We start from the raw sequence: 881 nt of genomic DNA, 5'->3' as shown, positions 1-881 counted from the left end.
CGGCTCTGTTGCAAAGATTGGCGGCAGTCAGAGGTAGGCTGTCGCTCTGCGCCGATCAGGCGGCTGCTGCGAAATGGTGGTTGAGCATGCCCATGGCCTCCGTCAGCGCCGAGGGCCCAATGCCAAAAGCTCTCTCCACAAGGCGCACCTCGCCCCTGATGCCGGGCTGCAGGCACCAGGGGCGAGCCTGTCCTTTGCGCAGGGCTCGCATGACTTCGAATCCCTTGATCGTGGCATAGGCCGTGGGGATCGATTTGAAACCGCGCACCGGCTTGATCAGTATCTTGAGCTTTCCGTGATCGGCCTCGATCACGTTATTGAGATACTTCACCTGCCGGTGGGCCGTCTCCCGGTCCAGCTTTCCTTCGCGCTTCAATTCGGTGATCGCTGCACCATAGCTCGGCGCTTTGTCGGTATTGAGCGTGGCAGGCTTTTCCCAGTGCTTCAGGCCTCGCAGGGCCTTGCCCAGGAACCGCTTCGCTGCCTTGGCGCTGCGGGTCGGCGACAGGTAGAAATCGATCGTGTCGCCCCGCTTGTCGACTGCCCGGTACAGGTAGGTCCACTTGCCCCGCACCTTGACGTAGGTTTCATCCAGGCGCCAGCTCGGATCAAAGCCACGCCGCCAGAACCAGCGCAGCCGCTTCTCCATCTCCGGGGCGTAGCACTGGACCCAGCGATAGATCGTCGTATGGTCGACCGAAATGCCGCGTTCCGCCAGCATTTCCTCAAGGTCGCGATAGCTGATCGGATAGCGACAATACCAGCGCACCGCCCACAGGATCACATCACCCTGGAAATGGCGCCACTTGAAATCCGTCATCGTTCCGTCCGTCCAATCTCCGCCAAGCATGCTCAAGCTTCACGATTTTTGCAACAGAGCC

Annotated in this window: 1 protein-coding gene; it reads right to left on the bottom strand. The window is 60.6% G+C overall.

Annotated elements, in window-relative coordinates; translation table 11 throughout:
* Nucleotides 1-55: 55 nt before the first annotated feature.
* On the bottom strand, nucleotides 56-820 hold the full coding sequence (locus tag ADT71_RS00085; protein ID WP_001389365.1) for an IS6-like element IS6100 family transposase: 765 nt from the start codon (nucleotides 818-820) through the stop codon (nucleotides 56-58).
* Nucleotides 821-881: the final 61 nt, after the last annotated feature.

Origin of the sequence: Novosphingobium sp. ST904 (assembly GCF_001298105.1) — a bacterium.
Lineage (GTDB): Bacteria > Pseudomonadota > Alphaproteobacteria > Sphingomonadales > Sphingomonadaceae > Novosphingobium.
This window is presented reverse-complemented; position numbering and strand designations above follow the sequence as displayed.